Raw genomic sequence first — 26,199 nt, 5'->3', positions numbered from 1 at the left:
ATATTGGAAAACAAAAGAAAATCAACTATTTAGCGTAATCACCCGGTTATGGTACCTAAATCGGGATAAAACCTCTAAACAATGGCAAAGTTAGAAAATAAAACGAAAGAAAACCCCAAGTTAGAGCAAAATAAGCTCTCGGATGGTAGAATCAGCCTTTACTTAGAGTATTATTTAGGTAGAGAGGAAAAGCCCGTATTAGATGAAAACGGCAATCAAGTGTACTATGATAGTGGAAAGATGCAAGGTAAGCCCAAGTTTGCAGTAAAGCATAACAGGCGAAAAGAAAACCTTAGTCTGTATCTGATAGATAAGCCCCGTACCCCTGCGGAACGCCAGCAGAACAAAGAAACATTGGAGCTTGCCACAAAGATACGTGCGGAGCGTGAGCAGGAATTTAAAGAAAGTATGTTGGGCTATCGGTTGAAAAAAGATAGAACGGTCAATTTCTTAGACTATTTCCAAGCCTATATCAACAGTTATACCAAGAAAGATATTCGCATGGTACAAATTGCGCTTAGCCGTTTTAAGGACTTCTTAAAAGAGCAATACCCCATGAATGAGTTTAGTATCAAACCGGAACTTATCACCAAAGAAATGATGGAGCAGTTTGTAGCCTATTTGCAATCCCGAAGTGTGGGTGAAGGTGCTAAAAGCATTTACCAGCGTTTCAAGAAAGTTATTCGATATGCGATTGACCACGATGTAATGTTGAAAGACCCATGTAAAAGTGTTACCTGTAAAGTGGATAGCCAAATGCTTCGAAAAGATGTTCTTTCTCCCGAAGAAATACAAAAGTTGGCGGCTTGCCATTATGACAACGAGAACCCGAATGTCAGACGGGCTTTTATCTTCTGTTTATACAGTGGTTTGCGTTTCTGTGATGTAAAAGACCTTACCTATAAGAATGTGGATTACGCTAATCGGTTATTGAAATTTGAACAAAGCAAGACAAAGGGACATTCTGCCAGTAGTGGTGTGGTTATTCCCCTGAATGATGGTCTATTGTCTATCATTGGTGAAGCCCCGGCAGATAAAAACTGTTTGATATTCGATTTACCTACTTACGAAAGTTGCTGTAAATCAGTAAAGCGTTGGGTAAAGAGAGCCGGGATAGACAAACATATAAGCTGGCATTGTGCCCGGCATTCGTTTGCCGTGAACATTCTGAACAATGGGGCAAATATCAAAACCGTAGCCAGCCTTTTAGGGCATAGCGGATTGAAGCATACGGAGAAGTACACCCGTGCGGTGGATAAATTGAAAGAGGAAGCAATAAACAGCTTGCCCGAACTAAAGTTTTAACCATAAAAGACTTATCTTTGTAACTATGAACTTTGAAGCATTAGTAAAACATATCAGCACGATACAGAACACGTTGCAGGCACAAGCCGCACATGCTGTAAACCTTGCCCTTACTTCCCGTAACTGGCTTATGGGTTGCTATATTGTAGAATTTGAGCAGAACGGAGAAGACCGTGCCGCCTACGGTGAACAACTGTTGAAGAAGCTGGAACAACGACTGAAAACAAAAGGTCTGAATGAACGTAGATTCAGGGAATTTAGACGGTTGTACCTTGTTTATCCACAACTAAAAGAACCTGTTACACAATACATTGCATCACAAATTCAAATTCGGCAGTCATTGACCGCCGAATTCACTGAACCAATTCGGCGGTTGGTGACCGCCGAATCTGAAAATGGAGTTTGGAAACTATCAACAGAATACCCACAAACCGAAACATGGATGATTCCGGCTGATAGATTATTCAATAGATTATCTTCCACCCATTTAAACACTATATCGGGAATTGAGAACCCGGTAAAACGTGCTTTCTATGAAATGGAAACCATTCGTGGCTGCTGGTCTGTAAAGGAGTTGGAGCGACAAATCGCATCTTTATATTACGAACGTAGCGGACTATCCAAAAACAAAGAAGCCCTCTCCGCTTTAGTCCAGCAACAAGCAACCTTATTACAACCTAAAGATGTTATCAACACCCCTGTTACTTTGGAGTTCTTAGAGTTGAATGAACGTGCATTGGTGACAGAAACTGATTTGGAACAAGCCATTCTTGACAACCTGCAACACTTCCTGTTAGAAATGGGACATGGCTTCTGTTTTGAAGCCCGGCAAAAACGTATCTTGATAGACGAGGATTATTTCTTTGCCGACCTTGTGTTCTATCACCGCATTTTGAAATGCCATGTTATTGTAGAATTGAAGATAGATAAGTTCCGCCATGAGTACGCTTCGCAACTAAATATGTATCTGAACTATTTTAAAGCGGAAGTGATGCAGCCGGATGATAACCCACCTATCGGCATTTTGCTCTGCACCGAAAAGGGAGATACCTTGGTTAAGTATGCCACTGCCGGGTTAGACCCAAATATTTTTGTGCAAAAGTATAGGATAGAACTTCCAACAGAAGAAGAAATAAAAGTATTCATTTCTTCCTCAAACTATGAGAGTTACAAACTTTAAAATTGGCGAAAAGAAAAAAGATTGTTTCTTCTTTCGCCAGCACATATATTTTGCAGGCTACAAAAGTTAGTTTGGTACGTTTTGGATATATATACAAAAGCACAAACTAAACTCACAATAAAGTAGATTAAAAAAAAGAGAAGATGTTTTGATAAAGTCAGGAATCTATTTTCCCTTTTTAAGAGAACAACTCACGAGGTTATTCTATATTTTAATTGCAATTAGTTTATAGTATGGAAGATTTTAACTCACAATATGCCAACCATTCGAAATTAGAACAGCTAAAGCAGTTCATTTTGGAACATGGTACTTATATCGAACTCAAAAAGGGTGAACAATTCACTATTCAAGGCAAAGTGAATCATCGGGGAGCTTATATCGAACACGGCTTATTGAGATATACTCGTGTGGATGAAAAAGGGAATATACATATAGTAGGATATACTTTCTCCGGAGAGTTTACAGGAAGTTTATGCACACTTATAGAGCCTAATCAACCGTCATTAGTAACAATTGAAGCCGTTTGCGATACAAAGATTTGTTATATACCCTATTTAAAAGTAGAGGAATTCTTTGCCACAAATGTAGAAACCATGCAAGTAAAATGTACTCTTATTGAACAATCATACTTATTAATGTATCATAGATTAATAGATATGTACTGCAAGACTACGGCAGAACTGTATCTTGACTTATTGAATAGATGCCCCGATATTCAAGAGTACATTACGTTAAAGGAGATTGCCTCTTTCTTGCAAGTCACACCGGAAACAATCAGTCGCATACGCCGTGGACTGAATAAATAGCTTACGACAATGAAAGATTTTAATTCATACCTCGACAATTTAGACTATTCCCTCGTAAAAGATTTATTTCATGAAAAAGGGAAGCAACGTATATACCACAAAAAAGATTTCTTTATTCGTCAGAATGAAATATCACGTTTTGCCGAATGGGTAGAAAACGGTACATTCCAATATACATATATTGATGGAGAGGGTGAAGAACACATTGTTGGATACGCTTTCACCAACGAGTTTGTATGTGACTATTCTTCTTTAATGAGAAGTGGCTTATCGTTAGTAAATATTCAAGCCATAACAGAGTGTTCTGTATATGAAATATCCCGTCATGACATTATTGAATATTGGGAAACGGATATGAAAACTCAACGATTCGGAAGGCATGTGGCAGAGAGTCTATTTGAAATGGTATATGAACGATTACTTGATTCATATTGTACGCCTGAAATACGATACAGGAACTTGATGGAACGTTGTCCTAACTTGAAAGAAGTAGTTCCTTTGAAAAGCATCGCTTCATTCTTAGGGGTTACACCGGAAACCATTAGCCGCATACGCCGCAAGTTAGAGATATAACTCACCTTTTAACAATTGTTATATTGGGGTCTTGATAATTGTCAAGACCTTTTTCCTCCACCTTTCATTACTTTGCACACATTGATTAAAAACTATTAGTATGATACGGAAATTAATGAAAGAAGAATATAAAAATGCTATAAACTTATCCTATCAAGTATGTATAGAGTGTGGCATTAACGATTTTACGGAAGAAGGGATTGAAACCTTTAAAAGTTTCGTGTATGACACATCGTTGATGAATACGCTTGACATATATGGGGCTTTTGACAATCATTTATTGATAGGAATAATCGGTGTACATCGGGAAAGGCAACATATATCCCTCTTCTTTGTCTTGCCACACTATCATCGGCAAGGAATAGGAAAATCGTTATTTGACTATATGATGAGCAATTGTAATTTTACTTATATAACAGTTAATTCTTCAACCTATGCAGAAACTTTTTATACATCTTTAGGCTTCAAAAAAGTGGGTAAAAAAGAGATTAATAAAGGTATTGTTAGTATCCCTATGAAGAGAAATATATAATTATTGTCAATCACTTAAAATAGAGATAAGATGAAAAAGAAAATTACTTTATGTATGGTGCTTTCCACATTCATTATTTGCGCCATGTTATGTCTGACAAATTGTAGTAACGATGATGCCCCTACTTCTGTCTTCACCCCCGAAGCCCTGAAGCAAACTACTTGGCAAGCGCAAATGACCGTGTACAATATCGAAGATGAGATAGACTACACAAAACAATCCATTCTTCAGTTTACTAACGAATCAGAAGGCATTTATACAAGGACGAACGAAGAAGACGGATATATGTGGAACACAGATTTTACTTATCAAGTAAATGGAAAAATCATCACGTTCGACAACATAGCAGGTCCGTGGACAGTGATGGAATACACAGGAACACATCTCGTAATGGAAGCCTATAATCCCAATAAGATGGTGTGGACGTTGGAGAAGATGTATTAACCTAAAAATAGCGGATATGAAGATTTCAACAATTCTCTTTTTCTGCCTACTAATGACAGCTTGTATGCAGACAAAATCCTTTCACCGGACAAACGGCTGGTACTACGTAACATCACAGACTACAGACAGCCTTTCACAAACACCTTTCCTTACTGTTATGGATTTCGATTCTTTACGTTTGGAAACTGATGCTTTTGGACACTCGGTCATTACCGGTGTCTTCCTCCAAGATAAATTGCCTATATGGAGAGAAGCCACAACAAAGAGTGTAGGAAAGTACATCGCTTTCGTTTTCAATGACACGGTGATAACTGCTCCTCAGGTTAATAGCCCCATAGAAAGCGGATGTTTCCAAATTTCCAATCCGCATGGATATGATTTGGAACGTATCTTTAGGGAACTACAAAAAGAAATTGATATATCAAGGTTTGGAAATTAAATGTTAACTGGAAAATGGGAACATTAGGTTGCATAAATGATATGCTACAACGGGACAAAGAGAACCGTGAGCTTCGCAAGTTGAATAGAGACAGGATGAAAGAACATCACAAATATCTTGTAGGCAAAGGTAAAAATGCTGATTTATCCAATGTTTCCATTGAAAAGATAGAAGAAATCCGTAAAAAAACCATAGAAAAGGAGCAATCAGACCAAATATATATGTTTAGGATATATATATTTCTTACAATATGCCTTTTAGTGCTATTTTTATTGGGATTACTTTGCTATAAACTATTTTTCTAAATTCCCCCAAAACAACAACTTGCGGATTACAATATTATGAATTGAAATAAGCCTTTTCCTAAGTCTCGCTAAGGCTTATTTTTTATATGAATACATACATGAATCTAATTTTAGAACAGCGATTTTTCCGCTTATTGTCGGAATATTCACAACGTAAAGTTTCTGCATCGGAGTTTACAGAAGCTATTGAGGAATTGGCTACGCATGTAGCCGATTTTGGTATCAACGAACAGGATTACAGTATTTTACTTCGCTATTTTTCCTTTGGTTTACACCGTCTTAAATCGTATCGTGTACGGTTTGAGCAAGAAAAAAATGCCCTATTTGCATTTAATTGATGAAGCGATAGGACTTTTGAACACTGAAATACGCCTTATTGAATGGCGCATCAAATACCCGGAACAACTACAGCAACGCATCAATAAACAGCCCCTTTCCCCTCTCTACCTCGCCGACAAAACAACCCTTATCAATATCATGGAAGTGGTAAGCGGCTTATTCCTCTCCAAAGACATCGTTTATCAGAACGGTAAACCTGCCTATTTAGTGGACTTATCCAAAGGTTTTGAATGGTTGTTTAACATTAAGATAAGCGACTGCCACCAAAAACATGAGGACGTGATAAAACGGAAGCCGGGCAAACTCACCGAATTTCTTAATGGACTGGCAAACCTAATCAAAAATGAACATGATAAGAAAGGATATAGATAATCAGCAACTTATGATTTATTTATAGGGGACTCCATTAGTTCTCCTGTAATTTCTTTGTATCCGTTTTTAGAACTTTGCTTCATCAATCGATTGACAAACAAAATGTATAATCTGAAAAATGAAGCAATTATGTATATAGACAATGACGAATTTGGTGGATGGATGCAGAAGCTGTATGCCAAACTGGAAGAACTCTGCAAAGATGTACGGGTACTACGCAATGCAGACAGGGTACTGCCCGAAGATGATAACCTATTGGATAATCAAGACTTGTGCCTGCTGTTCAAAGTAAGCATCAAAACCCTGCAACGCTACCGGGCTATCGGTGCGTTGCCATACTTCACTATCAGCGGAAAAGTGTATTACAAGGCTTCCGATGTCCGGGAGTTCATCAAGGAAAGGTTCAGCGTCACCACGCTACGCCAGTTCGAGAAAGAACACTGTACGAAGAAAAAGAAGTGAATCTGAAAAGCCGGAACGGTGAATGTGCTTCATCCATCCCGGCTTTCCCCGTTTATGGCTTACCCAGCTTATCAGCTTCTTTCTTTAGCTGTTCGGCTTGCTCGTTCAACAGCCTTGCACGTTCCAGTGCTTCCGCCTGCTTTTGGATGCGGTATTCAAAATCCATCACTGAATCGGTCAGACTTCGGATAAAGCCGTTATCCCGTTGCCATTTGAACTTGTTTTCCAGTATATCAAAAGTTTCCCCGTCTGCCTGTCCTTGCATCAGCAAATAGCGGTATTTCATATCGTTGTCCTGTAACTGCTGCATACGTTCAGCCAAACGGATATTCAAGAATATGGAAACGGAACAGATAACCAGCACTGCCGAAAAAAGGAACAATCCCGGACGAATCCAAGAAGCGACCTTGTTGCAAATCCGTTGATAGAGCGGTAAGGGTATAGCTTCCTCTTTATCCGTCTTGCAAGAGCCCAAAGCATCAAGCATTACCTTGAAACAACGGTAGGTTTCCAATACTATTTTCTTGGTGTCCTCGATATGTTTCTGCTGACCTTGCATCCTATTCCTTATCTCGTCAAGCTGGCTTCGGATAGCCTGCAAATCCTTTTCGGGAACAGCCGGGTTACTGTGCAATTCCGACAATGCCTGTTCGATTGCGTTCAGTCTTTCAAGAGTTTCCTCCCGACTGGCTGGCGTTACCTGTGCTTCCTGCTTCTCTTTCAATTCAGTAACCATTGAGAGAAGCCCCTCTAAAATCAAATTTTTCTCCATGTGTTTACAAATTAAGTTGTTTTTTCTTTTTCTTCTTCTTTCTTAAATTCAAGTTTGGTTCTTCATCCGCAGGGGGTGATGAAGCGGTGAACAGACCGAGTGAGCCAGTTATCAACGGACTGTCAGTCTTTCCCTGTGTCGGCAATGGCTCCCGAACGGGTGTAAAAGCTGTCTGCCGTTGATTTCCGACCGTATTCAGTCCTGCATCCCCGAAACATTTATCCAGTTTGGAGAAACTAAAATTGCGGTCTATCTCCGAACCCTTGAACGTGTATTCGCCTTTGGAAAAGGAAACGCCCTGTATCTCGCCCGTCTGCCCCTTGTACTTGAACCGGACAGTAATACCCTTTTCCGCTAACCGCTCCTGTAACTGCCGCCAGTTCTTGAACTTCCCGATTTCGTTCTTTACAGCCGTGTAAATCTCGTATTTCGACTTGTCCGGCTCTTTCAAGCGGTGCTGCTTTACCTGTTCTTTTCCACCAGCAAAATAAAGCCCGTGTTTGGTTTTCAGCTTCTTGCATACCTGCTCGTTACGGTACATATCGTTCCTGTCCGAAATGGTCTTGCCGTTGTTGTCTATGCGGTTGAACACGATATGCACATGTGGGTGTTCCCGGTCTTGATGGCGCACGATGATATACTGCGTATCGGTGATTTTCATTTCACGCATATACTCCTGCGCAAGCTGTACCATCTTCTCGTCTGTCAATTTGGGTGCATCCACTGCCGAATAACTTAACGCAATATGTCCGACAGGCTTCTTCAAATCGGGATTCATCCCGGTCTGCATACAGAAGCTGCGGATTATATCGCCCCGGCTTTCAGTCAGAACCCCGTCCGCATGAAGCAAAACCGCCTGCTCCTTACCAAGCACATAGTTCACACAGCCCTTAAACCCGCTTCCCTTTTTTATTTTTCCAATCATCCGACAACTGATTTATAATTTCGACAATCCTGTTTTTGAGTTTCACCAGTTCCACCGCCACCAGTGCGAAACCTCCGGCATTCGCTCGGTGCGCCAGTTGGTTGATGTTGTTGGCTTCCCCTGCCAGCTTGCGGATGGTGTCCGCATCCTGCCTATTCAGCCGGGGTATGACCTCTGCCGAAACAACCGCCTGCCGGACATACTCACTGACACGCAACCCGGCTTCCCCGGCTCGCTTCCTGATGGCATAATACTGCAACTCGGTCAGCTTCGTGCTGACTACCCGTTGCTGCTTCTCTATCCGTTTCTTTGCCGGACGTCCCCCCGGCTTATCCTTTATATTCGTCATAGGTTTTTACATTTAAATGGTATCTTAAAAATTGCGACCAACGGGAGAAATTTTCTTTGCTGTCAAGCAAAGCAAGGTAGTTTCGGTTTACCGAAACATAACCTTGCTCTCCAAATTAAACCGCCTGTCGCTGGTAATCCTGCCGGACTAAATGCCCCTGCCCCTTTTCTGTCTTGGGGCGGCACGTTGTCCGGTTTCCTGCTTTATCTCCTGCGCTTGGCTGGTGCTGTTCTTCTGTTCCTGCTTCCTGCCGCACAGGTAATCGTTCAAGTCCGAATACCCCCTGTAATTGCCCGAGAAGTCACGCACACGGTAGGAGTATTCCAATTCGATAGCCCGTGTCGCTTCATATCCTGCCTTGTCATTGTCAAGCATACAGTGGATGCGTTCATACGGGTACAGCACGTCAATAGCTTTCGGCACATTGACAGTAGAGTTGAGTATGACATAATCCTGCCTGTCAAGGTCGGGCATGGTCGGGCAGTTCTTCATCCGGAGCGTGAGGAAAGAAAGATAGTCCATAAAACCCTCGAATACCAAACACTTCTCTCTCGGCTCTCCCTGCTGCCGTATATGGGTGATGTCTTTCGGGGCGATGCAGCCTTTGAAAAAGGAATTGCGAACCTCGTAACCTCCTGCTATGTTCGGGAAACCGATAGCAAAGAACGGTCTGCCGTTATTGGTAAAATGGAGTTCCTTACATTCTCTTTTTGCCAGTTCGATATTGATACCCCGTCCCTCCAAGTAACGGAGCAATGCCGGATGGGTCAAGTCACGGACTTCCAAATGTTGGAAACTCGGTTCTGTCCTACGCTGGGGAAAAGAAAAACTGACCGGGCGGACGTGCGGTGTCTGTTCCGCTATCCGGTTTAACAGGTATGGCAGGCTGTCGGAGCAATAGAGTTCCTTTGCCAGTGCGATGATGTTGCCGCCCTTGCCTGCGCCAAAGTCATACCAAAGGTTGCGGTCAGTGTTCACCTTGAAAGACGGTTCGTGTTCCTCCCTTAACGGTGATTTGTACCATAAGCCGTTACCCTGCTGCTTGACAGGAGAGTAACCTAAACTATGCAGATAGTCTGCGATGGGTATTTGTTTCACATCTTCGATGTTCATAACATTTTCTTTTTTGGGGATTAAAAAATAGTTGAAAAGTGCGCCAGTCCTGTTTAGTCCGTTATATATATACCCGTACCATACTAAACCTGCCTGTTCCGATACAGGGAAATAGTAAGTCCGTTCCTCTTATATATACACCCGGACTAAACCAAACTGACTTTTAATAATGGAAATCGGGATTATAGCGGTAGCCCTTGCCCTCTTTCACAATCATGCGCTTGTTCACAAGGAACTTGTTCAAATCCACATGGATATTGCGTCCACGCTTGTAGCCGATACTTGCATAACCCTGTTTCAAGGTCTTTAGGACATTCTCGTAACCATATATGACCTGTTTGCCAAAACCGTTTTCCAAAGCTGTCCTGTGCTGTTGCTCCGTCAGTTCTGCCAGTGGAAAGCCCCTGTCTTGGCTGGGTTGCTTGAATACATAACCGTCCACGGCTTCGGGCAATGCGCTGTCGTTGATACGGAATGCGAACGGGTCAAACTCCCGGTCACGTATGTGCATCGCCTTTACCTCGCTTATGTTGCCGTCCTGCGTACTTTTGGTAATTTGCAGGACGGTTTCAGCCTTATTGTTCAGTTCCGTACCGATATGCCCCCTTGTGTTGTCATCCCCCTTGTTCAAATGCAGTACGGTATGGATATGCAGGTTATATCCGCTTGACCAGCGCATCAAGAGGTTGATTAGGTCAGTCGATTCGCTGGGGCTGTTGATGTCATACATCAAGTCACGGATTCCGTCAATGATGAGCAACCCCACATCGGGCATATTTTCAAGCATATAACCGATAATCTGTTTCCGCTTATCGGGTGTCTGCTCCCTTAGCACGATGAAAACAAAATCGTCCCTGTCCTTGTCGGTAGGCAGTCCGGCAAGCCGCAAAATACGCTCCATGACCTTGTGGCAATGGTATTTGCTCTGCTCGGTATCTACATAGAGGATTTTCCGTTTGTTCGGTGGCAGGTATGCCGAATACTTCAATACCTCGTCATTCTTCAACGCTGCCGCAACGATAGCGGAAATGTTGAATGTCTTTTTGCTCTTGGCTTTACCCGTGGATGCACTGAAATTACCCAACGTGCCAATGGTAGAGCCGTTCACCCAGAGTATTTCGGGCGGCACTTCGTAAGTGTCCGTCACCTTTAGATGAATGGTTTTCCAAAGGGCTGCGAAATCCTCTTTCTGCATGGTGATGTCCTGCCCGGCTTCTGTCGCTTTTCTATTTTCCATAGCCGTTATTTCTTTAGAGGACGGTTAAGGATATACTTCTGCGCTTCCTGCTCTATCTGCGCCTGCGTCTTGACCGGGTTCTGACGCAACCATGCTTCCAACTCCGCTTTCTCAAAATAAAGCATTTTGCCCTGCGGCTTGTAATGGGGTATCAAGTTACCCGAAGTCAGCTTGTACAGGTAACTTTTAGAAAGGTTCAAGAACTTGCTCGCTTCATCGAAGCTAAGCACGTTCTTTGAAAGGAACAACATCTTTTCGAGTTCGGAAACTCTTAACTCTAAATTTTTTTCCATATTGTTTAGGAATTTAGGTGAAACAATATGAAGGTGCGCACCCTCGTTTTTTTGTTAACGGGGGCAAAGTTAAGAGCTTGAAAATGAAGTCTAATTGACCTTTGTTTGAGCGTTCAATCTATGCTCAACCTTTTTGCAGTTGTTTGATGTATTTGTCTATGATTTCATATCCTTTCGGATAGATGTTTTTCGCTTGGTCTGTCGCACTCGACAGGTCAGTACGTGTAAGCGGTTCACCTTTTATCTTCTTCAATATCAGTTTATTGTTTGCTATGACAGACTGCCATTCATAAACGATGTAATTATAACAGCTAAGTTGCATCATAAGATAGGCTAACAGACGGGTATTATTAACTTTCAATACCCCATTCAGTTTGCAGTTGAAAAAATCGGTAAGTATTTTGGCACTGACGGTAGTAGTAAACATATTCGCTTCATTCACACAGTCGGTCAGAAGTTTGATTTCATTAGCTTTCAACGTGGACTTGAAAGGATTGCTTTTGCCCACAATCTTGGTTGGATTAGTATCTGCACTTTCCTCTTTCTCTTTTGGCAAGGCTTGCTCTTGGATGGCAACCGCATCTGTATGGTAATTGCTTTCCTGTTCTTGCAGATAGCGCAAATATTTGGAAAGCACGACAAGATTAACGATAATGGACAAATAAGGAAGCCGCCCATCATAACAGGACGGTTCATGCAAATATGCATCCATATCAAAATCAGAGCAGCGGAAACCGATATACTTTTTTCTTTCATCAGAATTCAAGTCCTCAAAATAACCACTTTCCCACAAAAAATCGGGAATATCCATGTCCAATACAATGTTACGCACGACACGGTATTTTTGTTGGATGGCTACAATATTTTCAGTCACACGGAAAATTTCTTGTCGCAAATAATCCTTTAGCTGGGCTTGCGTCAAATATTCACGTTTTAAAAATAGTGCATCTACTTTAGTTTTATAGTCATGAGCTATACAACTATCTAATATCTTCTGTATTTCTCTGAAATTGGTTTCTATATGATTTTCCATAATCGTGTGCCTTTAAACGTTCTTACTACAAATATAAGGTAAGAATCTCACTTTTCCCGAAAACATCGGCAATAATAAGGAAGAAAAGATAGGATAAGCGTTAAGAAATTATAAAGATATGGGGAAGAAAACTATTAAAGTACACCTTTTCTTTGTATTCGTCATTCAGTACACATTTAGTACGCCCTATAAAAGCAGAAAACCCTGATAATCAGGTGATTATCAGGGTTTATTCGTACCCAGACCCGGGGTCGAACCGGGATGGAAGTGAATCCACTGGTGTTTGAGACCAGCGCGTCTACCGATTCCGCCATCTGGGCATTGGTTTCAAATGCGGTGCAAAGATACGGCTTTTTTTTGAACCTGCAAGAGTTTTATAAAAAAAAGGAGAAAAAAAGAATAAAACATCTCATAAACGCTTCGGTTTTCAGAGAATAAACTGTATTTTAGCAGAAACATTTAAAACAGTCAATATCATGACAAGTAAAGATAATTATTGCGTAATTATGGGCGGAGGTATCGGCAGTCGTTTCTGGCCGTTTAGCCGCAAGACAATGCCTAAACAGTTTCTGGATTTCTTTGGTACAGGTCGTTCGTTGCTGCAGCAAACCTTCGATCGATTCAATAAAATTATTCCTACGGAGAACATACTTATTGTGACAAATGCGATATATGCAGATTTGGTAAAAGAACAACTTCCGGAATTAGACCCCAAACAGATTCTGTTAGAGCCGGCAAGGAGAAATACAGCTCCTTGCATCGCATGGGCCTCTTACCATATACGCTCTTTAAATCCGAACGCTAATATCGTAGTTGCTCCTTCTGATCATCTGATTCTGAAAGAGGGAGAATTCTTAGCCGCCATAGAGAAAGGTCTGGACTTTGTTTCAAAATCCGACAAGCTCCTCACCTTAGGGATAAAACCTAATCGCCCGGAAACAGGATACGGATATATTCAGATAGCAGAACAGGAAGGAGATAATTTCTACAAAGTAAAAACATTCACGGAAAAGCCCGAGTTGGAGCTTGCTAAAGTTTTTGTCGAGAGTGGAGAATTTTATTGGAATTCCGGACTTTTCATGTGGAACGTCAATACAATCATCAAAGCAGAAGAAGCTCTTCTTCCAGAATTAGCATCAAAACTGGCTCCGGGAAAAGATGTATATGGCACACCGGAAGAGAAAGCCTTCATCGAAGAAAACTTCCCGGCATGCCCAAATGTTTCAATAGACTTTGGTATCATGGAAAAAGCCGACAATGTATATGTTTCTTTAGGAGATTTCGGATGGTCGGACCTTGGAACATGGGGATCATTGTACGACTTATCACCTAAAGATGAACAAGGAAATGTAACTCTGAAATGCGATTCTATGATCTATAACAGTAACGACAATATCGTTGTATTGCCAAAAGGCAAGCTTGCTGTAATAGAAGGATTAGAAGGATTCCTGGTTGCCGAGTCAGACAATGTATTGCTGATATGCAAAAAAGACGAAGAACATGCCATACGCAAGTATGTAAACGATGCACAAATGAAATTAGGAGAAGACTATATTTGATTTCTGCGTAAAACTAAAAAAGGGACTGAACGCCAGGTTCAGTCCCTTTACTATATTATGAAGGAAGGATTTTATTGGGCTGCTTCGTAAGCAGAATTAATAGTCTTAGCAATAGCGACGAACTCTTCATCTGCCAGCTTCAGTTTCGGATTAGAAAAAAGCATATCCGATTCATTCTGAATAGGAATCAAATGAATATGAGCATGTGGAACCTCAAGTCCGATCACTGCTTCACCCACTTTTTTACAAGGAAAGGCTTTCTCAATAGCACGGGCTATTTTTTTGGCAAAGACGTGCATTGCAGCCAGATCCTCATCACTCAAATCAAAGATATAATCAACTTCCTGTTTAGGCACAACCAAAGTATGTCCCTTCACCAACGGATTGATATCAAGGAAAGCAAAAAACTTTTCGTTTTCGGCTACCTTATAGCATGGAATTTCACCTGCTATGATTCTACTGAATATTGTTGCCATAATCCCATATATATAAAATAGGGCAAGCCCCAGTATGGACCTGCCCTCTTGTTAAAACGAAATGTTTACTACTTCAAGACTGATTTTACCTTGTGGAACCTGGATCTCAGCAACATCACCTACCTTCTTGCCGAGTAATCCCTGAGCAATCGGCGTACTAACAGAAATCTTTCCTTCTTTCAGATTAGCCTCGCTTTCTGAAACGATGGTATAAGTCATCTTCATACCATTCTTGGTATTCTTCAGTTCTACTTTATTCAGAATCTGCACTGAATCTGTTTTCAGTTTCGATTCATCGATAATCTTAGCATCCGCTATTACAGCTTTGAGTTTGTTGATTCTCATCTCAAGCATACCCTGAGCCTCTTTTGCAGCATCGTATTCGGCATTCTCCGATAAGTCTCCTTTATCGCGTGCCTCAGCTATTGCCGCAGAGATTTTGGGACGTTCCACTGTTTCCAGTTCTTTAAGTTCCGCCATCAATTTCTTGTAACCTTCTTCTGACATATAAGCCATGATGTTTTCCTCCTTTTATTTTTTAACGGTCATATAAAACAAAAAAGAATTCCAACATGAGTCATGCTGGAACCCTCTTTTCAATTATTTCTTCGCAAAGATAACCTTTTAAACGATATGCGTCAAGCAAAAAGTAATGCTATGTAACATATTTAAACGAAAACTTCTAATTTATAACAACTTAAAGCATAGACTTGATAGTTCCTTCCAAGTCTTTTATCGTCTCTCCACGGGCTCTCAGTTCATTGTTACGATTGATAAGGAATAGAGCCGGCAGATTCTTTACGCCATATAAAGCTGCATTCGTTGAGTAAATTCCATTTTCATCGCGAACACATACCCAAGGCAAATTATCGGCTGAAGTTTTCCAGAAATGTTCATCAGCGTCCAATGAAACCTGATAAATTTCCAGCCCCTGGCCCGCATACTTATTATACAAGTCACGCAGCATCAGGTTATGTGGAGCCGAAACTGCACTTTGGTAGACCGTAAAGTCAAGAAGAACGACTTTACCCTTCAAATCAGTGAGTTTACGGATATTACCTTTCATATCTCTCAAAGCAATATCAATCACACCTGTTTCAGCAATCTTTTCTTCCGGTATCTCGATTGTCTTTTGCTGGGGGGTACGAGTATTCTTCATACCTTTTATAACTATATTATAGAGATTCTTCGAACGTACCGCATGCGGATAAGTATTGTTCAGACTTGTGGCTACGGCACCAAAACATTTAATATCGTCTTTATTGTTCAAAGGATCAAAAATCATATAATTATTTAGCTTCTGGAACAAAGCAAAATAAGCAGAAGCTGTATTGGGAGCGGCAAAAATATAATTGATTTTCACATCATCCTTATAATTCTTCAACAATACAGCCAGGCTGTCTTCAAACACATCGTTACCTAATTGATTGGCTTGCGCAGCTTTTACCAACGCATCCACATTCTTCTGTAAACGGATCTGTTTTAGAGTCAGTTCTTTAATTTTCGCAGAATTGTCCGAGCCTTCTACTGTATAAGCAGTCGAAAAGTCTGTATAAGGCGCTTTGATGCTGACAGTTTCTGTAGAGTCAACCGAGAAATTAATCACTTTATCTTCCACCCGTAAACGATAAAACTCAGGAGATTCAGGGCGTAATTGTTTAAAACTGAATGAACCGTCTCCTTTCAATTTTACAGAATCCAAAGGCACAATTCCTTCAAGTCCGGAAGCTTCCAGATAAAGCATTTTTCCATCTGCTCCCGAAACATCTCCTTTCACATTAAATTTAGGGTCAGAATTACAAGAACTTAAAGCAAGAGCCACAAGAGCTACTAACGTTACTTTTTTCATAATATGCGTGTTATTTTTCAAGCTGCAAATATACTTCTTTTCAAGATTAGTCAAAGCATTTTGCCATGTTCTTCACTCCAAAATTGAAAAAAATCAAATTCCCACTAACTTTTTATCTCATTTTCACGAGATTAGTGCAATAAATGTATATCTTTGCGGGAATTTTGAAAGAAAGATATTAGATAAAACAATTTTTATGATTAACCCAATTGTTAAGACGATCGAGTTGGGAGATGGCAGAACCATCACACTCGAAACGGGAAAGCTGGCAAAACAGGCAGATGGCTCTGTGATGCTTCGCATGGGTAACACCATGTTGTTAGCTACTGTTTGTGCCGCTAAAGATGCAGTTCCCGGAACAGATTTCATGCCGCTTCAGGTAGAGTACAAAGAAAAATTTGCAGCATTCGGCCGCTTCCCCGGTGGCTTTACAAAAAGAGAAGGAAGAGCATCTGATTATGAGATTCTTACCTGCCGCTTAGTAGACCGTGCTCTCCGTCCTTTATTCCCCGATAATTTCCACGCAGAAGTTTACGTAAACATTATCCTTTTCTCAGCAGACGGTGTTGATATGCCCGATGCATTGGCCGGACTTGCAGCTTCAGCAGCACTTGCTGTTTCAGATATTCCTTTCAACGGACCTATTTCGGAAGTACGTGTTGCGCGTATTGATGGCAAGTTCGTTATCAACCCGACTTTCGACCAGCTTGAAAAAGCTGATATGGACATCATGGTTGCCGCTACTTATGAAAACATCATGATGGTAGAAGGTGAAATGAGCGAAGTATCAGAAGCCGAATTGCTGGAAGCAATGAAAGTAGCTCACGAAGCTATCAAAGTACATTGCAAAGCACAGATGGAACTGACTGAAATGGTTGGTAAAACCGTAAAACGTGAATATTGTCACGAAGAAAACGACGAAGAACTCCGCAAAGCCGTTCACGATGCCTGCTACGATAAATCGTATGCCATCGCAGCTTCCGGAAACAGAAACAAACATGAACGTCAGGATGCTTTCGACGCTATCCGTGACGAATTCAAAGCTCAGTTCTCCGAAGAAGAGTTGGAAGAAAAAGGTGCACTGATTGATCGTTATTACCATGACGTAGAAAAAGAGGCCATGCGTCGTTGTATCCTTGATGAAGGAAAACGTTTGGATGGACGTAAGACTACTGAAATTCGCCCTATCTGGTGTGAAGTCGGCTACCTACCCGGACCTCACGGATCAGCCATCTTTACCCGTGGTGAGACTCAGTCATTGACTTCAGTCACTTTGGGTACCAAACTGGATGAAAAAATCATTGACGACGTTCTGGCTCACGGAAAAGAACGCTTCTTATTGCACTATAACTTCCCTCCTTTCTCAACAGGTGAAGCAAAAGCTCAACGTGGCGTAGGCCGTCGTGAAATTGGGCACGGTAATCTGGCACACAGAGCACTGAAGAGAATGATTCCGGAAGATTACCCATATGTAGTACGTGTTGTTTCAGATATCCTTGAATCAAACGGTTCTTCATCCATGGCTACTGTATGCGCCGGAACTCTGGCCCTGATGGATGCCGGTGTGAAGATTAAGAAACCGGTATCGGGCATCGCTATGGGATTGATTAAGAACGCCGGCGAAGAAAAATATGCAGTATTGTCTGACATCCTCGGTGATGAAGACCACCTGGGTGATATGGACTTCAAAGTAACAGGTACCAAAGACGGTATTACAGCTACCCAGATGGACATTAAAGTAGACGGTCTGTCTTATGAAATTCTGGAACGTGCTTTGAACCAGGCAAAAGAAGGACGTATGCATATTCTTGGTAAAATCCAGGAGACAATTGCCGAACCACGTACCGAACTGAAAGATCATGCTCCCCGTATCGAAACAATGACTATTCCTAAAGAATTTATCGGTGCTGTAATCGGCCCGGGTGGAAAAATCATTCAAGGTATGCAGGAAGAAACAGGTGCTACAATCACTATCGAGGAGATCGACAACGTGGGCCGCATCGAGATTTCCGGAACCAACAAGAAATCAATCGATGATGCAATCCGCCTGATCAAAGGTATTGTTGCCGTTCCCGAAATAGGTGAAGTATACAAAGGTAAGGTACGCTCAATCATGCCTTATGGTGCATTCGTTGAATTCCTTCCGGGAAAAGACGGTCTACTCCATATCTCAGAAATTGACTGGAAACGCCTTGAAACTGTAGAAGAAGCCGGCATCAAAGAAGGTGACGAGATCGAAGTGAAATTGATCGACATTGACCCGAAGACAGGTAAGTTCAAACTTTCAAGAAAAGTTTTGTTACCCCGTCCGGAAAAAAAATAAATAATTCCTGTCCTTACTGACAGATTGATAACCTGGCTATTATTTATAGCCAGGTTATTTTTTAACCGGCAATCAGCATAAAAGTCATTCTTTTATTTTGATATTCCAAAAAGTTTATGTTGCTTTGTCATAACAAAATCCAACGAACCTTTAAAATCTATTCATGTCAAGCAACAACAGTCTTCATACCATGGACCTATTCAGTCGGTTCTTCCAAGAAAACCAGGAGAGGTTTCTGTCGTTTGCTTACTCATATACCCGAAATAAAGCCGCAGCTGAAGACATCCTGATGGAAGCAATGATCAGCCTGTGGGAAAACCGTGAAAAATGGGAAAAAGATTCTAATCTCCACGCATTATTGCTCACTATCATCAAGAATAAATCTCTTAACTACCTTGAGCACGAACAGGTACGTATGCGGGCCGAAGAAGCCATCAACACACACAAACAGCGGGAACTCGACCTCCGCATTGCTACTTTGGAAGCTTGTGAACCCGAATCGATCTTCAACACCGAAATACAACGCATTGTATATAAAACACTTGAACAGCTACCGGAACAAAGCCGTCACATCTTTATATTAAGTCGCTATCACAATGCTCCCAATAAAAAGATAGCCGAACAACTTGGCATTTCCATCAAGAGTGTAGAGTTCCATATCACTAAGGCACTGAAATTATTGCGGCTTGAGCTCAAAGATTATCTTATTTCCCTACTTTTCTAAAAAAAACTTCATTTTCCTTTAGGGTTGTCCGGGAGTATCCTGTTATATATACAGAAAGAGGAAATAAGGCCTCCGACAATATATAAACTAAAAACATTTTATGGAAGAGGAACTACTATACAAGTATTTTAAAGGAACTGCCTCCGAAGAAGAAGAAAAACTAATTCTAAACTGGGTGGATGCATCTCCCGAAAACCGGAAAGCATTTCAAAAAGAACGGATGCTATATGACATCGCTCTGTTCACGGATGAAAAACAAATAAACCGGAGAGACAAAAAAAACCGGATTCTCCCGATGTTGAAGTGGAGTGCACGTGTTGCTGCCGTACTCATCGTAGCTGTCAGTTGTGGGTTCTTGTTTAAGAATTACCAATATGAAAAATCAGCTCACCGCCAAACCATAACTGTTCCTGCAGGACAACGTGCACAAATCACACTGGCAGATGGAACAAAAGTATGGTTGAACTCAAAGTCTACTTTGACTTATGCATCCAACTTCGGACGCCAAGAAAGAAACGTAGAGCTGGACGGAGAAGCTTATTTTGAAGTAGCCAAAAACAAAAAGATACCATTTTTTGTCAACACGGAAATAAACCGGGTAAAAGTGGTAGGAACCCATTTCAACGTCTGCGCCTACAAAGGCAGTAACGAATTTGAAACGACCTTGATTGAAGGTATTGTCGACATCTATCCGGTAGGAAGTGATCAAGTGATCACCCGACTGACCAAAGACGAGTTCTTCGGATCATACAACGGAAAGTACAAGAAAACTACTTTACCTTCGTACGATTATCTGAGATGGAAAGAAGGATTATACTGTTTTGATGATGCGCCGCTTAACAGCCTGCTCAACAAACTGGAAAAATATTATAATGTGAACATAAGCGTAAGAAATCTGAAAATACTTAACTACCGCTGTACAGGTAAGTTTAAAGAGCAGGATGGCATAGAGCATATTCTGAAAGTCATTCAGAAGGATCATAAGTTCACATACCGCATCAATGAAGAAAAAGACAGTATCATCATTGAATAGAAATAAGGAAAGAGCTCAATATAGACCTTAAATTAGTACGAACCATTAAAAACCAGATACGCATGAAAAAGTAGAAAAGAAAGTCCATTATTCTCAAAAAAGAGAATCGGAAAGTACCCCCATACTTTCCGATTCGAAACAGTCAAAAATCGACCTTAATCAATTTATTAACTTAACACGTTACAAAGATATGAGAAAAATTTCTTTGCCAAGGCATTTATGCCCAAAAAATTTTGTTTCAAAACAAATATTGTTAACCATGAAGATCACATTATTCCTTCTCTTTTTCGTAGCATTCCAAGCTTACAGTGAGAATGGATACTCTCAAAATGCTAAAATAAGCATACCACGTTCAAGTCTGAAAGTAAGCGAATTACTATCAAAGATTGAATCTCAGACGGAATATCTGTTTGTCTATAACAAAAAGAATGTAGATACCAGACGTACAGTAAACGTACAGGCTGACAACAAAGCCGTATCCGAAGTTCTCGACGAGGCATTTAAAGGTACCAACATTAAATATGTAATGGAAGGGCACAACATTGTTCTGACCAAAAACAACGATAACGCCTCAACAGCCCAGCAGGACAGAGTAACCGTAAAAGGAGTAGTTACTGACCAGAATGGCGATCCCATCATCGGTGCCAATGTATTGGAGAAAGGTACTACAAACGGTTGCATCACCAATATGGAAGGCAACTTCAGCCTTAATGTACCCAGCAACTCTATTCTTACGATTACCTATATCGGTTATCATCCACAAAACATACAGGTAAACGGACAACAAAATCTCAACATAAAGATGCAGGAAGAAGCCATGGCACTGGAACAGGTAGTCGTAACCGCCATGGGTATCAAGAAAAAAGAAGCCTCCTTGACCTACTCAACCCAACAAGTAGGTGGCGACGAACTGACCCGCGCCAAAGATCCGAATATGATTAATGCCCTTGCCGGTAAAACAGCAGGTGTACAAATCACCAAAAGTTCATCCGGACTGGGCGGCTCAGCCAAAGTGTCTATTCGTGGCAGCCGCTCTATCAGCGGAAACAACCAGCCCCTTTATGTGATTGACGGTGTACCGATGCTGAATAGCAGCAACGAACAGGCTTCCACAGCCATCGGTGGTACTGCCGATGCAGGTAACCGTGATGGCGGTGACGGTATCTCCAACCTGAACCCGGATGATATCGAAAGCATGAGTATCCTGAAAGGAGCTTCCGCAGCAGCCCTCTACGGCTCACAAGCTGCCAATGGTGTCATCCTGATTACTACCAAGAAGGGTAAAGCCGGTATCCAGAAAATCACATTCTCTTCTAACTTGACTGTAGACCATGCCATCTGCCTGCCCGAATTCCAAAACAGTTATGCCATGGATCCCGAAGCAAAAAACGGTTGGGGGAAAAAGGCAACTCTAAAAGATTATGACAATGCAGATAATTTCTTCCAGAATGGTGTAACAGCCATCAATTCCGTATCCTTTATGAACGGCAGTGAAAAGATGCAAACTTACTTCTCTTATGCTAATACCACTGCCAAAGGTATAGTCGAGAAAAACAAAATGCAGAAGCACAATCTGAATTTCCGCGAAACAGCCAATTTCTTTAACGACTATCTAAAGCTGGACGCCAATGTCAACCTGATGACACAAACAATCAAAAATCGTCCGACTTCCGGTGGTTATTATATGAATCCGCTGGTGGGGCTCTACGGTTTCCCGAGAGGTGAAGACTTATCCGAATATAAAAACAACTTCGAAGTGTTTGACCCGGCACGTAATATGAATGTACAGAACTGGTATACTTCTTATCAGGATATGGAACAGAATCCTTACTGGATCACCAACCGCATCAACAGCAACGATAAACGTACACGCGCCATCGCTTCACTGACCGCCAACGTGAAAATCACTGATTGGCTGAATATCCAGGCTCGTGGTACTGCCGATTACACACACGATCAGTATCAACAACGTATGTACGCTTCTACTGCTCCTGCCCTATCAGGACAAAACGGACGTTATATTGACTTGAACCATACTGAAACATTGTATTACGGTGATGTCATGGCTATGATAAACAAAAAATGGAATGACTTCTCATTGAATGGCGCGATCGGCGGCAGCATTAACAGTACGAATGTCAATTCTTTGAGACTGGACTCCAAAACAGCTTCACTGTACTACCCCAACGTCTTCACCGTAGCCAATATCAAAATGACACAGGCTGCTTATATCGACGAACAAATCAATCAAAAAAGAGTATTACAGTCTCTGTTCGGCACTGCCCAGTTAGGTTGGAAAGAAAGCCTGTATCTGGATGTCACCGCACGCAACGACTGGTCGTCTACATTGGCCTATACCAAACATAGCAGTTTCTTCTATCCCTCGGTAGGTCTGTCATGGGTGCTGAACAATACAGTGAAACTCCCCGAATGGATTTCTTTCGGAAAGATCAGAGGTTCATGGTCCAAAGTTGGTAACGATCTCCCGTTGTTCATCAGCAACACGATTCCGGGCAGTAATGATATCATCGGTGCAGGTGGTGCCATCGTTACTTACTCTAAAGCTCCTTTCAATGATCTGAAACCCGAGATGAGTACTTCCTATGAAATCGGTACCGAATGGAAATTCTTCAACTACCGACTGGATTTTGACTTCACCTATTATCGTACCAACACCAAGAATCAGTTATTTACATTGCCTTCATCGGCAGGTGCCGAGTATAAATACTACATGGTAAATGCCGGTAACATTCAGAACGAAGGTATAGAAATCACTTTAGGAGCCACTCCGGTGATGAATGACGCTTTCCGTTGGAAGATTCAATTTAACTTCTCTACCAACAAAAACAAGATTATCAAGCTTCATCCGGACCTGAAAACATTTGTTTATGGTGACGAAAGTTTCTCTTCCTCCTACTCCATGCGCCTGGTAGAAGGTGGTTCATTCGGTGATATTTATGGCAAGGCATTCGAGCGTGACAAGAATGGCAAAGTGGTGTTCACTGCAGACGCAGACGGTGATAAGATTCCAAACGTTATCGGTGGCGGCAATACAGAAAAAGTAGGAAACTGTAATCCGGACTTTATGTTGGGATGGAGCAATACTTTCACTTACAAAGGTTTCTCACTCTACTTCCTGATTGACGGACGTTTCGGTGGCGATGTACTTTCACAGACTCAGGCCGAACTTGACCAAAGAGGTGTCAGCCTGAACAGTGGAAAAGCCCGTGATGCAGGTTATGTCAATGTCGATGGAACCCAAGTGAAACCGCAAAAGTTTTATACCGCAGTCAGCGGACGTGACGGATGTACGGAATACTATATGTACGATGCTACCAACATCCGCCTCCGCGAACTTTCATTAGGCTACTCACTTCCTCAAAGCTGGTTGGCCAAAGCCGGCGGTGCTTTCAAAGATGTCCAGTTGTCATTCGTAGCACGCAACCTGTTCTTCATCTCCAAGAAAGCTCCGTTCGATCCGGATGCTGTTCTTTCAACAGGTAACGATAATCAGGGTATTGACGTATTCGGCATGCCGACTACCCGCAGCTTAGGTTTCAATATTAAGTTCACATTCTAAAAGAGATTCATCATGAAAAACAATATCAAATATATAGCAAGTATACTCTTAGGAGGACTGATCGGATTTTCAGCCTGTACCGATTCTTTCGAATCATTCAATACCAACGAAGCGGGATTCGATAACGATAGCAAGAAACAGGATTTCAACTATTATGGTATTCCACTGGGCATTATCCAGCAAGGAATCTACTTCAATTACGATTGGGGAAGCGGTAAGAACTGGCCTTTCCAGACCATGCAAAATCTGGGAGCGGATTTATTCTCGGGATACGTACATGACTTCAAACCCTTCAACGAGGGGAAGAACAACAGCACTTATTATATGATGGACGGATGGAACGGTTCCACATGGGATAACACCTACGGATACATCATGCCGGAAGTCCAGAAATCTGAGACAATCAACGAAAAAGACAATATAGGATTCTATGGCATCACCAAGATATTGAAGGTGGAGCTAATGCACCGTTTGTCCGACTTATATGGTCCGATCGTTTACACCCAATTCGGATCGAAAACTGGTTCTACTCCCGATACACAACCGGAAGCCTACAAAGCTTTCTTCAACGATCTGGACGAAGGTATCGCAAAGATACGTGAATATCAAAAAGCCAATCCGGAGATAGAGAGCTTTGCTAAGTTCGATATCCTGATGCCCCAGGGAAAACGCACTTTCAGCGAGTGGATCCGGTTCGCGAACTCTCTCCGTTTGCGCCTGGCTGTCCGCATCGCCATGGCGGACTCTAAACTGGCTGTTGCAGAGGCGCAGAAATCCCTTACAGACAAAGAAGGATTGCTGGAAGGAAATGATGAGGTGATAGCCGTATCGACAGTGTCGGGCTATACCAACCCTTTCGGAGAAATCAATATTGGATGGGGCGAGGTGTTTATGAACGCCAATATGGAGTCCTTGTTAGTAGGCTATGAAGATCCCCGTCTGGAAAAATACTTTAATAAAGCAGCCGGCTCCGACGCAACAAGTATTATTAACTACAAGGGTACTTACAAAGGGATCCGCCAGGGAACGGGTTTCAATCACCAGAACTACAACGGACATTCCAAAAGCACTATCACCCAGCAAACCGACGCCATACTAATGACTCCTGCCGAAATATGGTTCCTGCGTGCCGAAGCAGCTCTGAGGGGGTGGAGTAGTGAGTCCGTCAAGGATTGTTATGAAAAAGGTGTAAAAGCATCATTTACCCAATGGGGTGCTGCAGGAGCAGAAGCTTACCTGGAAAGCGAGAAGAAACCTGCAGACTACATAGATGCTTTCAAAGCGGAGAATAATGTGAAAGCTGTCAATACGCTGACCCCAAAATGGGACGATGCTGCCAGCAATGAAGATAAACTGGGACGTATCATTACACAAAAATGGCTGGCCATGTATCCGGAAGGAGGAGAAGCTTGGGCAGAACAACGTCGTACAGGTTATCCGAAATTATTCCCTGTTTTGGTCAATCAGAGTGAGGGTACAGTAGACACCGGCATCGGGCCACGCCGACTGAACTTCTTCGTAGGTATCAAAACAACAAACCCGGAACAATATACTCAACTGGTAAATGCTTTGGGTGGAGCCGATAATTGCGGCACTCGCCTGTGGTGGGACACCGGAAGAAATTTCTGACACACAAAGGTATAAATTTTAATTAGTGGTGTTTTCTTCGTATTAGTTACGGGAAAAAAGATTGGAAGGGGCAAAGTCGGGGGGCTTTGTCCCTTTTCTATTAAAAATAAAATCAATAGAAAAAATCCCCGAAAACCTAAACAATAAGTCTATAATAGATTAATAACAAACATATTACCCATCATAGAGTGTTTCAAAAGACGTTCGTTTTATGGAACACGATTTTTGCTTCCTACACAGAATGTAAGAGAGAGAGATAAAAGATTGATAATTAAAACAATGTGGAAATATTTGCACAGATGAAAAACACACCTTATCTTTGTTCCATAAAACGAACGTCTTTTGAAACACGATTGTATTTTCCAAGACGTTATATCTAATTGTAATACACAAACTTACGCATAATAAAAGTTGTATCAAACAGTCTTTACCGACTTATACACACATGTATAAGCCGGGCGAGAGATTTTTGATCTGATTATTCACTAAACAAATTTAGAATGAACAAACTTTTTATTATGCGAGCACACCTCTTATGGATCGCGGT

The 26,199-nt window shown here is 41.7% G+C and carries 27 protein-coding genes and 1 tRNA gene; 17 read left to right on the top strand and 11 right to left on the bottom strand.

Features of this window, described 5'->3' with window-relative positions; translation table 11 throughout:
- Positions 1-81: 81 nt before the first annotated feature.
- The 11 genes from QK890_RS18860 to QK890_RS18810 all read left to right on the top strand — a co-directional run bounded on the left by QK890_RS18860 (position 82) and on the right by QK890_RS18810 (position 6,757).
- Positions 82-1,305 (top strand): site-specific integrase, encoded by a 1,224-nt coding sequence (locus QK890_RS18860; protein WP_005944350.1) that lies wholly within the window; start codon positions 82-84, stop codon positions 1,303-1,305.
- 25 nt (positions 1,306-1,330) lie between these two features.
- Positions 1,331-2,485 (top strand): YhcG family protein, encoded by a 1,155-nt coding sequence (locus tag QK890_RS18855; RefSeq protein WP_005944347.1) that lies wholly within the window; start codon positions 1,331-1,333, stop codon positions 2,483-2,485.
- 233 nt (positions 2,486-2,718) lie between these two features.
- Entirely contained in the window at positions 2,719-3,291 is a 573-nt protein-coding gene (locus QK890_RS18850) for a Crp/Fnr family transcriptional regulator (protein WP_005944344.1), read from the top strand.
- A gap of 9 nt (positions 3,292-3,300) precedes the next feature.
- Positions 3,301-3,864 carry a Crp/Fnr family transcriptional regulator gene (locus tag QK890_RS18845; protein ID WP_005944341.1) on the top strand — a complete coding sequence of 188 codons (564 nt, stop codon included), beginning with the start codon at positions 3,301-3,303 and terminating at the stop codon, positions 3,862-3,864.
- 100 nt (positions 3,865-3,964) lie between these two features.
- A complete protein-coding gene (locus QK890_RS18840) occupies positions 3,965-4,396 on the top strand; it encodes a GNAT family N-acetyltransferase (protein WP_005944338.1) in 432 nt (143 codons plus the stop codon).
- A 30-nt stretch (positions 4,397-4,426) separates the two neighbouring features.
- Positions 4,427-4,840, top strand: a complete 414-nt coding sequence (locus QK890_RS18835; protein ID WP_005944336.1) for a hypothetical protein — start codon at positions 4,427-4,429, stop codon at positions 4,838-4,840.
- Positions 4,841-4,856: 16 nt separating this feature from the next.
- Complete coding sequence (locus QK890_RS18830; RefSeq protein WP_005944333.1) at positions 4,857-5,279, top strand: hypothetical protein; 423 nt, start codon at positions 4,857-4,859, stop codon at positions 5,277-5,279.
- A gap of 14 nt (positions 5,280-5,293) precedes the next feature.
- Complete coding sequence (locus QK890_RS18825; protein ID WP_004323652.1) at positions 5,294-5,584, top strand: hypothetical protein; 291 nt, start codon at positions 5,294-5,296, stop codon at positions 5,582-5,584.
- Positions 5,585-5,682: 98 nt separating this feature from the next.
- The gene (locus tag QK890_RS18820) at positions 5,683-5,922 is read left to right on the top strand and encodes a hypothetical protein (protein ID WP_080720260.1); all 240 of its coding nucleotides are present in this window, start codon (positions 5,683-5,685) and stop codon (positions 5,920-5,922) included.
- The gene (locus QK890_RS18815) at positions 5,876-6,295 is read left to right on the top strand and encodes a hypothetical protein (RefSeq protein ID WP_004323654.1); all 420 of its coding nucleotides are present in this window, start codon (positions 5,876-5,878) and stop codon (positions 6,293-6,295) included. Before QK890_RS18820 ends, QK890_RS18815 begins: the two co-directional genes overlap by 47 nt.
- Positions 6,296-6,424: 129 nt before the next feature.
- The gene (locus QK890_RS18810) at positions 6,425-6,757 is read left to right on the top strand and encodes a helix-turn-helix domain-containing protein (RefSeq protein ID WP_004323655.1); all 333 of its coding nucleotides are present in this window, start codon (positions 6,425-6,427) and stop codon (positions 6,755-6,757) included.
- Between the two features lie 52 nt (positions 6,758-6,809).
- On the opposite strand, the gene QK890_RS18805 is transcribed toward QK890_RS18810, so the two are convergent.
- From QK890_RS18805 to QK890_RS18770, 8 genes are all read right to left on the bottom strand, one after another.
- A complete protein-coding gene (locus tag QK890_RS18805) occupies positions 6,810-7,529 on the bottom strand; it encodes a hypothetical protein (protein WP_005944331.1) in 720 nt (239 codons plus the stop codon).
- 4 nt (positions 7,530-7,533) lie between these two features.
- Entirely contained in the window at positions 7,534-8,454 is a 921-nt protein-coding gene (locus tag QK890_RS18800; RefSeq protein ID WP_008642636.1) for a relaxase/mobilization nuclease domain-containing protein, read from the bottom strand.
- Positions 8,420-8,803: a MobC family plasmid mobilization relaxosome protein gene (locus QK890_RS18795; RefSeq protein ID WP_004310825.1), complete on the bottom strand. Its 384-nt coding sequence runs from the start codon at positions 8,801-8,803 to the stop codon at positions 8,420-8,422. The genes QK890_RS18800 and QK890_RS18795 overlap by 35 nt, the downstream gene beginning before the upstream one ends.
- Positions 8,804-8,950: 147 nt before the next feature.
- Positions 8,951-9,916, bottom strand: coding sequence for a toprim domain-containing protein (locus QK890_RS18790; protein WP_005944329.1), 966 nt, complete (start codon positions 9,914-9,916; stop codon positions 8,951-8,953).
- Between the two features lie 163 nt (positions 9,917-10,079).
- Positions 10,080-11,153 carry an AAA family ATPase gene (locus QK890_RS18785; protein WP_004323659.1) on the bottom strand — a complete coding sequence of 358 codons (1,074 nt, stop codon included), beginning with the start codon at positions 11,151-11,153 and terminating at the stop codon, positions 10,080-10,082.
- A gap of 5 nt (positions 11,154-11,158) precedes the next feature.
- Complete coding sequence (locus QK890_RS18780) at positions 11,159-11,446, bottom strand: helix-turn-helix domain-containing protein (RefSeq protein ID WP_005944327.1); 288 nt, start codon at positions 11,444-11,446, stop codon at positions 11,159-11,161.
- 124 nt (positions 11,447-11,570) lie between these two features.
- Positions 11,571-12,479 carry a hypothetical protein gene (locus QK890_RS18775; RefSeq protein ID WP_007479974.1) on the bottom strand — a complete coding sequence of 303 codons (909 nt, stop codon included), beginning with the start codon at positions 12,477-12,479 and terminating at the stop codon, positions 11,571-11,573.
- A gap of 236 nt (positions 12,480-12,715) precedes the next feature.
- Positions 12,716-12,799, bottom strand: a tRNA-Leu gene (locus QK890_RS18770).
- 156 nt (positions 12,800-12,955) lie between these two features.
- On the opposite strand from QK890_RS18770, the gene QK890_RS18765 reads away from it, so the two are divergent.
- Positions 12,956-14,038, top strand: a complete 1,083-nt coding sequence (locus QK890_RS18765) for a mannose-1-phosphate guanylyltransferase (protein ID WP_317468843.1) — start codon at positions 12,956-12,958, stop codon at positions 14,036-14,038.
- A gap of 71 nt (positions 14,039-14,109) precedes the next feature.
- Here QK890_RS18765 and QK890_RS18760 read toward each other — a convergent pair whose 3' ends face one another.
- From QK890_RS18760 to QK890_RS18750, 3 genes are all read right to left on the bottom strand, one after another.
- A complete protein-coding gene (locus QK890_RS18760) occupies positions 14,110-14,514 on the bottom strand; it encodes an HIT family protein (protein WP_032530810.1) in 405 nt (134 codons plus the stop codon).
- Between the two features lie 51 nt (positions 14,515-14,565).
- Positions 14,566-15,030, bottom strand: a complete 465-nt coding sequence (gene greA / locus QK890_RS18755) for a transcription elongation factor GreA (RefSeq protein WP_005782039.1) — start codon at positions 15,028-15,030, stop codon at positions 14,566-14,568.
- A 181-nt stretch (positions 15,031-15,211) separates the two neighbouring features.
- Positions 15,212-16,363: a thioredoxin-like domain-containing protein gene (locus QK890_RS18750; RefSeq protein ID WP_005782037.1), complete on the bottom strand. Its 1,152-nt coding sequence runs from the start codon at positions 16,361-16,363 to the stop codon at positions 15,212-15,214.
- Positions 16,364-16,559: 196 nt separating this feature from the next.
- On the opposite strand from QK890_RS18750, the gene pnp reads away from it, so the two are divergent.
- The 5 genes from pnp (at position 16,560) to QK890_RS18725 (ending at position 25,652) form a co-directional block, all read left to right on the top strand.
- Positions 16,560-18,686, top strand: a complete 2,127-nt coding sequence (pnp, locus tag QK890_RS18745) for a polyribonucleotide nucleotidyltransferase (protein WP_005811578.1) — start codon at positions 16,560-16,562, stop codon at positions 18,684-18,686.
- Between the two features lie 163 nt (positions 18,687-18,849).
- A complete protein-coding gene (locus QK890_RS18740; protein ID WP_032530804.1) occupies positions 18,850-19,410 on the top strand; it encodes an RNA polymerase sigma-70 factor in 561 nt (186 codons plus the stop codon).
- 100 nt (positions 19,411-19,510) lie between these two features.
- Positions 19,511-20,443, top strand: a complete 933-nt coding sequence (locus tag QK890_RS18735; RefSeq protein WP_005811580.1) for a FecR family protein — start codon at positions 19,511-19,513, stop codon at positions 20,441-20,443.
- A 259-nt stretch (positions 20,444-20,702) separates the two neighbouring features.
- Entirely contained in the window at positions 20,703-24,023 is a 3,321-nt protein-coding gene (locus QK890_RS18730; protein WP_080594433.1) for a TonB-dependent receptor, read from the top strand.
- Positions 24,024-24,035: 12 nt separating this feature from the next.
- Entirely contained in the window at positions 24,036-25,652 is a 1,617-nt protein-coding gene (locus QK890_RS18725; protein WP_367627505.1) for a SusD/RagB family nutrient-binding outer membrane lipoprotein, read from the top strand.
- The last annotated feature ends 547 nt before the right edge of the window (positions 25,653-26,199 follow it).

This window comes from Bacteroides sp. NGMCC 1.200775 (genome assembly GCF_040798045.1).
In the GTDB taxonomy this organism is placed as follows: Bacteria; Bacteroidota; Bacteroidia; order Bacteroidales; family Bacteroidaceae; genus Bacteroides; species Bacteroides hominis.
This window is presented reverse-complemented; position numbering and strand designations above follow the sequence as displayed.

Excerpts from the sequence above, each read along its gene's own strand:
- QK890_RS18860 (WP_005944350.1), top strand. The coding sequence starts at position 82 with ATGGCAAAGTTAGAAAATAAAACGAAAGAAAACCCCAAGTTAGAGCAA.
- QK890_RS18855 (WP_005944347.1), top strand. The coding sequence starts at position 1,331 with ATGAACTTTGAAGCATTAGTAAAACATATCAGCACGATACAGAACACG.
- QK890_RS18850 (WP_005944344.1), top strand. The coding sequence starts at position 2,719 with ATGGAAGATTTTAACTCACAATATGCCAACCATTCGAAATTAGAACAG.
- QK890_RS18845 (WP_005944341.1), top strand. The coding sequence starts at position 3,301 with ATGAAAGATTTTAATTCATACCTCGACAATTTAGACTATTCCCTCGTA.
- QK890_RS18840 (WP_005944338.1), top strand. The coding sequence starts at position 3,965 with ATGATACGGAAATTAATGAAAGAAGAATATAAAAATGCTATAAACTTA.
- QK890_RS18835 (WP_005944336.1), top strand. The coding sequence starts at position 4,427 with ATGAAAAAGAAAATTACTTTATGTATGGTGCTTTCCACATTCATTATT.
- QK890_RS18830 (WP_005944333.1), top strand. The coding sequence starts at position 4,857 with ATGAAGATTTCAACAATTCTCTTTTTCTGCCTACTAATGACAGCTTGT.
- QK890_RS18825 (WP_004323652.1), top strand. The coding sequence starts at position 5,294 with ATGGGAACATTAGGTTGCATAAATGATATGCTACAACGGGACAAAGAG.
- QK890_RS18820 (WP_080720260.1), top strand. The coding sequence starts at position 5,683 with ATGAATCTAATTTTAGAACAGCGATTTTTCCGCTTATTGTCGGAATAT.
- QK890_RS18810 (WP_004323655.1), top strand. The coding sequence starts at position 6,425 with ATGTATATAGACAATGACGAATTTGGTGGATGGATGCAGAAGCTGTAT.
- QK890_RS18805 (WP_005944331.1), bottom strand. The coding sequence starts at position 7,529 with ATGGAGAAAAATTTGATTTTAGAGGGGCTTCTCTCAATGGTTACTGAA.
- QK890_RS18800 (WP_008642636.1), bottom strand. The coding sequence starts at position 8,454 with ATGATTGGAAAAATAAAAAAGGGAAGCGGGTTTAAGGGCTGTGTGAAC.
- QK890_RS18795 (WP_004310825.1), bottom strand. The coding sequence starts at position 8,803 with ATGACGAATATAAAGGATAAGCCGGGGGGACGTCCGGCAAAGAAACGG.
- QK890_RS18790 (WP_005944329.1), bottom strand. The coding sequence starts at position 9,916 with ATGAACATCGAAGATGTGAAACAAATACCCATCGCAGACTATCTGCAT.
- QK890_RS18785 (WP_004323659.1), bottom strand. The coding sequence starts at position 11,153 with ATGGAAAATAGAAAAGCGACAGAAGCCGGGCAGGACATCACCATGCAG.
- QK890_RS18780 (WP_005944327.1), bottom strand. The coding sequence starts at position 11,446 with ATGGAAAAAAATTTAGAGTTAAGAGTTTCCGAACTCGAAAAGATGTTG.
- QK890_RS18775 (WP_007479974.1), bottom strand. The coding sequence starts at position 12,479 with ATGGAAAATCATATAGAAACCAATTTCAGAGAAATACAGAAGATATTA.
- QK890_RS18765 (WP_317468843.1), top strand. The coding sequence starts at position 12,956 with ATGACAAGTAAAGATAATTATTGCGTAATTATGGGCGGAGGTATCGGC.
- QK890_RS18760 (WP_032530810.1), bottom strand. The coding sequence starts at position 14,514 with ATGGCAACAATATTCAGTAGAATCATAGCAGGTGAAATTCCATGCTAT.
- greA (WP_005782039.1), bottom strand. The coding sequence starts at position 15,030 with ATGGCTTATATGTCAGAAGAAGGTTACAAGAAATTGATGGCGGAACTT.
- QK890_RS18750 (WP_005782037.1), bottom strand. The coding sequence starts at position 16,363 with ATGAAAAAAGTAACGTTAGTAGCTCTTGTGGCTCTTGCTTTAAGTTCT.
- pnp (WP_005811578.1), top strand. The coding sequence starts at position 16,560 with ATGATTAACCCAATTGTTAAGACGATCGAGTTGGGAGATGGCAGAACC.
- QK890_RS18740 (WP_032530804.1), top strand. The coding sequence starts at position 18,850 with ATGTCAAGCAACAACAGTCTTCATACCATGGACCTATTCAGTCGGTTC.
- QK890_RS18735 (WP_005811580.1), top strand. The coding sequence starts at position 19,511 with ATGGAAGAGGAACTACTATACAAGTATTTTAAAGGAACTGCCTCCGAA.
- QK890_RS18730 (WP_080594433.1), top strand. The coding sequence starts at position 20,703 with ATGAAGATCACATTATTCCTTCTCTTTTTCGTAGCATTCCAAGCTTAC.
- QK890_RS18725 (WP_367627505.1), top strand. The coding sequence starts at position 24,036 with ATGAAAAACAATATCAAATATATAGCAAGTATACTCTTAGGAGGACTG.